Source organism: Mesorhizobium sp. M1A.F.Ca.IN.020.06.1.1, assembly GCF_004023265.1.
Classification (GTDB): Bacteria; Pseudomonadota; Alphaproteobacteria; order Rhizobiales; family Rhizobiaceae; genus Mesorhizobium.
In genome coordinates this window covers 1-5249 of the sequence record NZ_RZSR01000378.1, presented here as the reverse complement: position 1 = coordinate 5249, position 5249 = coordinate 1, and the positions used below count along the sequence as shown (strand labels likewise).

Sequence of the window (5249 nt, the reverse complement as noted above, 5' to 3'; positions counted from 1 at the left end):
CCTCATAGGCGATGCCGGCCTCGCGAAGTGCTGCCATTTCCTCGCCCGCCCGCCCGAACACAAGCGGATCGCCTGATTTCAGCCGCACCACGCGCTTGCCGGCGCGGCCAAGCTCGATGAGCAGAGCGTTGATTTCTTCCTGGCTCTTGGAATGGCAGCCCTTGCGCTTGCCGACAGGCAAGCGCTCGGCATCGCGGCGCCCCATGGCGACGATCGCTTCCGGCACCAGCGCGTCATAGACGATCGCGTCGGCCTCCATCAGCAGGCGGTGGGCGCGCAGCGTCAAAAGATCCTCCGCGCCCGGGCCGGCGCCGACCAGAGCGATGTGACCTGCGGTCGGCGCGTCCGAAGTCAAAAGCTCAAGCGCAGCGCTATGCGCCCTGGCGAACTCTCCGGCTTCAACCGCCTTGGCCGGGAGGCCGGCGAAGAAATCGCTCCAGAACCGGCGGCGGCGATTGCCTTTCGGCAGCCGCTCGGCAGCAGTGCGAAACGACGACGCCAAGGCCGCCAGCCGGCCAAGCGACGGCGACAGCATGCGATCGATGCGCACCCGCAGCAGCTGCGCCAGCACAGGGCCGGCGCCCTCGGTGCCGATGGCGATGGCGACCGGCGCGCGGTTGACCAGCGCCGGGGTGAAGAAATCGCAGAGCTCAGGCCGGTCGACGGCGTTGACCGGAATGCCCAGCCGGCGGGCGTCTTCGACCACGCGGCGGTCGAGCGCCTCGTCGCCGCTGGCGGCAAACACCATGGCCGCGTCCTCGAGGTGCGCGGCATCGTAGGCGACATCGACGTGGACAGCGCCGGCGGTAGCAATGAAATTCAGAAGCTCGGGATCGGCATTGTCCGCAATGATGCGCAGCGTCGCGTTTGACTGAGCAAGCAGCCTGGCCTTGGCCAGTGCCTCCTCGCCGTTGCCGACGATGGCCACGGCTTCGCCGTCGACCCGCAGGAAGACGGGGAAGGCGTTGAGCTTGGCATTGGCTGGCGACATGGCGATAAACAGTACGAGAACAGTCTGGCAGTTTTATGCGGGCCTGGGAAAAACCAGAAGGCAAGCAGTCGCGCATCCCTTGATGGCAGGCAATCGCTTTTTCGCAGCCGCGAAAGGCAGGAGAAAAAAATTCTACGCCGGACCTCGAGGTGGTCGGGCACCTATCCGAGAGCTATTGATCCGGCATAGTTTTTAGCGCCGTGCAGCCGACACGGCAAAACGGTTTTTTCTAAATTCTACCAACCTAGTAGATTAAGACGCGGTCTTGCTGGTGGGTGAGATCGCTGCCGCTTGCAGCACATCCTGCAGTCGTTAGTTGATGCGGAACTATCATGCTCGGCGGCACGTTTCGCTAACGATCCATCCCGTCGGTCGAGCCGCTCTCGCGGGGCTCGATTTGTGCTCAAGGCAAGGAGGAAAATCATGAACATCAAGCTTAAACGCGGTCTCTGGGTGGTCGTGGCCGACGGCGAGAAGGCGCTTTTCCTCCGCAATGAAGGCGACAGCAAGTTTCCGAACCTCGAGGTGGTTCAGGAGATGGAGCAGGAAAATCCCGCCACCAGGGAGCAAGGCACCGATAAACCGGGCCGGTATGCCGAAGGGCCACGCAGCGCGATCGAAGAAACCGACTGGCATCGCCTCGGCAAGGAACGTTTCGCAAGCGATATTGCCGATCGGCTCTACAAGCTTGCACATCGGGGTGAGTTCGACCAGCTCGTGCTGATCGCGCCGCCGCAGGTGCTCGGCGAGATGCGTCAGAAGCTGCACAAGGAAGTCAGTGAAAAAGTGCAGGCCGAAATCCCCAAGACGCTGACCAATCATACCGTCTTCGACATCGAGAATCTGCTCAAAGCGGCCTGAGCGGCACGCAGGAACGCACAGTGCAGGGGATTGATGCCGTGGCCCCCTCATGGCGGCTCGCTCTGATTTTCTCATCCGGCGCCCGATCGCGGCGCCGATTTCCGTGTAGCGGTGGTTGCGTCACCGCCCCTCCCCCGACCATATTGCGAAGGGGCGACGGCCCTCGGGCGGCGCTTATCGACATCGTGAATTCTCGAAAGGCGCTCCATAGACAATGCCGCATGACACGCCCCTGATCGCCACCATCGTCGCCGGTTTGGGGCTTGCCTTCGTTTTCGGAGCATTGGCCAACCGATTCCGCATCCCGCCGCTGGTCGGCTATCTGGTGGCCGGCGTGCTGGTCGGTCCGAACACGCCGGGCTTCGTCGCCGACGCCAGCCTTGCCAACGAACTCGCCGAGATCGGCGTCATCCTGCTGATGTTCGGCGTCGGCCTGCATTTCTCGCTGAAGGATCTTTTGTCGGTCCGCGCAATCGCCGTGCCCGGCGCCGTCGTGCAGATCGGCTTTGCCACGCTGCTCGGCGTCGGCCTCGCCTGGCTGCTTGGCTGGTCGCTCGGCGCCGGCCTTGTCTTCGGCCTCGCGCTCTCCGTCGCCTCGACCGTCGTCCTGCTGCGCGCCATGCAGGAGCGGCGGCTGATCGAGACCGAGCGCGGCCGCATCGCCGTCGGCTGGCTGATCGTCGAGGATTTGGCCATGGTGCTGGCGCTGGTGCTTTTGCCGGCGCTCGCCGGCGTGCTTGGCGGCCAGCCGCAGGCCGACGACCATGCGAGCCTGCTTTCGCTGCCCGCCAGCCACGGCATATGGGGCGTGGTCGGCATAACGCTGGCCAAGGTCGTCGCCTTCGTCGTCGTCATGCTGGTCGTAGGCCGCAGGGTCATCCCCTGGATCCTGCACTATGTCGCCCATACCGGCTCACGCGAGCTGTTCCGGCTCTCGGTGCTTGCCATCGCGCTCGGCGTCGCCTTCGGCGCGGCGAAGCTGTTCGGCGTCTCGCTGGCGCTCGGCGCCTTCTTCGCCGGCATGGTCATGAGCGAGTCCGAGCTCAGCCACCGGGCGGCGGAAGAATCGCTGCCGCTGCGCGACGCTTTTTCCGTGCTGTTCTTCGTTTCCGTCGGCATGCTGTTCGATCCGTTCAGCCTGGTCAGCAACGGCCTGCCGATCCTGGCGACCTTAGCCATCATCCTCATCGGCAAATCGCTCGCCGCTTTCGTCATCGTCATCGCCTTCCGCTATCCGGTCGCGACCGCGCTGATTATCTCGGCCAGCCTTGCCCAGATCGGCGAATTCTCCTTCATCCTGGCCGAGCTCGGCGTCGGGTTGAAGCTTCTGCCCGAACAGGGCCGCGACCTCATTCTGGCCGGCGCCATCCTGTCGATCCTGCTCAACCCGCTGATGTTCCTGATCGTCGACAGGATGAAGCCGTGGCTGGAAAAGCGCGCCGGCAAAACGGCAGAGCCCGAGGAATCAAGGCCGATCGGCCCGGCGACCGAGCCCGGCCAGGTGGCCTCGGCGGCGGCAGTGTCTGAAAGCGAGAATGGTCTGCCGCCGCGAACGGGACTCACCGACCATTCCATCCTGATCGGCTATGGACGTGTCGGCAGCCTCGTGGGTGCCGCGCTGAAACAAGCCGCCCTGCCCTTCCTGGTCGTCGAGGATGCCGACAAGACGCTGGCGAAGCTGAGGGCCGACGGCGTCGAAACGGTGGCCGGCAATGCCGCCAATGCGGACGTCTTCGCGGCAACCAATCCGGAAGGCGCCAAACGGCTGATCCTCGCCATCCCCAACGCCTTCGAGGCGGGACAGGTGGTGCTGCGGGCGCGCGCGGTCAATCCCGGCATCAGCGTCATTGCGCGCGCCCATTCCGATGCCGAGGTCGAGCATCTCAAGGCTCTCGGCGCCGACACCGTGATCATGGGCGAGCGCGAAATAGCACGCGGCATTGTCGAGGCGGTTACCGGCATGTCACCCGCTCGGCTGGACGACGCCGCTGTCGAGATCAGGCCGCGGCCTGCCTGACGCTCGTCTGCACAAACCAAGCGGATCAGGAAACGAATAACGGAAGCGATGTCGCTGAGATGGAAGTCACACGTGCTGGCCGCCATTGATGTGGATTTCCGAGCCGGTCACGTAGGACGCCTGGCCCGAACACAGGAAAAAGATGATGTCGGCCACTTCCGACGTGGCGCCCAGCCTTCTCAGCGGGATCGTCTCGACGATCTTGTCGGTGCCGGGCGACAGGATCGCCGTGTCGATCTCGCCCGGCGCGATCGCATTGACGCGGATGCCGTGCGGCCCGAAGTCATGCGCCATCTCGCGCGTCAGAGAACCCAGCGCCGCCTTCGACGTCGCATAGGCCGTGCCGGCAAATGGATGCACGCGCGTGCCGGCGATCGAGGTGACGTTGACGATTGAGCCCTTGGCGGCGGCGAGTTCCTTGAACAGCCCTCTCGCCAGCATGATCGGGGCGAAGAAATTGACCTGGAACACGTCGCGCCAGACATGCATCGGCGTCTCGATCGAGTTCATCCGGCCGCCGTCCTTGAGCTTCGGCGAGATGCCAGCATTGTTGACCAGCGCGTGCAACTGCCCGCCATGCGCCTCCAGCCGGTGGCGGATTTCCGAGACGGCAATGCCGACATCCTCCTGGTCGGCAAGGTCGACCTTGATGTGGTCTTCGGGACCCGCCGGCCATGGACAGTCCTCGGCAAAGGCCTGTCGCGAGCAGGTGATGACGCGCCAGCCCTCGCGTGAAAAGCGTTTCACCGTCGCATGGCCGATGCCGCGGCTGGCGCCGGTGAGCACGATGGTTTTTCTGCTGTCGATTTCGGCCATGGCTTGATCTCCGGCCGGACATGTAGCCGAAGGCGCCAGCCATTGCGAGAGGCGAGTTGCCCCTCAACCGCCGCTGAGGATGTCGAGAATCGACGTCTGCCGCCTTTTCTTCGGGCCGCCGACATCGCCGGGCGGCACCGGATGCCCGACCGAGGCGGTGGTACCGCCGTCGCTCGGCATATCGAAGCCATCGGCATCGACCGTCTGGGCTGGACGCGCCTGCCGTGCGGGCGCCTGGGCGACAGGGCTCGACTGGCCGACGGGCGCGGGCGGCGCCGGCTGCGAGTTGTCCGCCGAGGGTATCTCGTCCGGCACAACCGTATCGGGCGGCGTCGATTTCCACGTGCCGGGCAACGGCCTGACCGGCAAGCCTTCATGCGCGGCGACCATGAATTCGTGCCAGGCCTGCGCCGGCAAGGCGCCGCCGGTCACCTTCTTCATCGGGCTGCCGTCGTCATTGCCGAACCACACACCCGTCGTGAGGTTGGCGGTATAGCCGACGAACCAGGCGTCGCGTGAATTCTGGCTGGTGCCGGTCTTGCCGGCCGAGGGCCAGTTGAAGGC

General features: G+C 64.9%; 4 protein-coding genes and 1 pseudogene. 2 read left to right on the top strand and 3 right to left on the bottom strand.

All coding sequences use genetic code 11. From position 1 onward, the window contains the following. The coding region (locus tag EOA60_RS17440; protein WP_128311663.1) for an SAM-dependent methyltransferase at positions 1-991 on the bottom strand (991 nt) is incomplete at its 3' end. 420 nt (positions 992-1411) lie between these two features. On the opposite strand from EOA60_RS17440, the gene EOA60_RS17435 reads away from it, so the two are divergent. Both EOA60_RS17435 and ybaL read left to right on the top strand, forming a co-directional pair. After that, entirely contained in the window at positions 1412-1852 is a 441-nt protein-coding gene (locus EOA60_RS17435) for a host attachment family protein (RefSeq protein ID WP_164747059.1), read from the top strand. A gap of 214 nt (positions 1853-2066) precedes the next feature. Then, a complete protein-coding gene (gene ybaL / locus EOA60_RS17430; protein ID WP_095823512.1) occupies positions 2067-3869 on the top strand; it encodes a YbaL family putative K(+) efflux transporter in 1803 nt (600 codons plus the stop codon). Between the two features lie 66 nt (positions 3870-3935). Here the strand turns inward: ybaL and EOA60_RS17425 are convergent, their stop codons facing one another. Further along, positions 3936-4685 carry an SDR family oxidoreductase gene (locus EOA60_RS17425; protein ID WP_067004093.1) on the bottom strand — a complete coding sequence of 250 codons (750 nt, stop codon included), beginning with the start codon at positions 4683-4685 and terminating at the stop codon, positions 3936-3938. A 63-nt stretch (positions 4686-4748) separates the two neighbouring features. After that, positions 4749-5249, bottom strand: a pseudogene (locus EOA60_RS17420) (penicillin-binding protein); the annotation flags it as partial.

Bases quoted from the DNA above. Each gene is read 5' to 3' on its own strand.
- ybaL (WP_095823512.1), top strand. From the start codon at position 2,067: ATGCCGCATGACACGCCCCTGATCGCCACCATCGTCGCCGGTTTGGGG.
- EOA60_RS17425 (WP_067004093.1), bottom strand. From the start codon at position 4,685: ATGGCCGAAATCGACAGCAGAAAAACCATCGTGCTCACCGGCGCCAGC.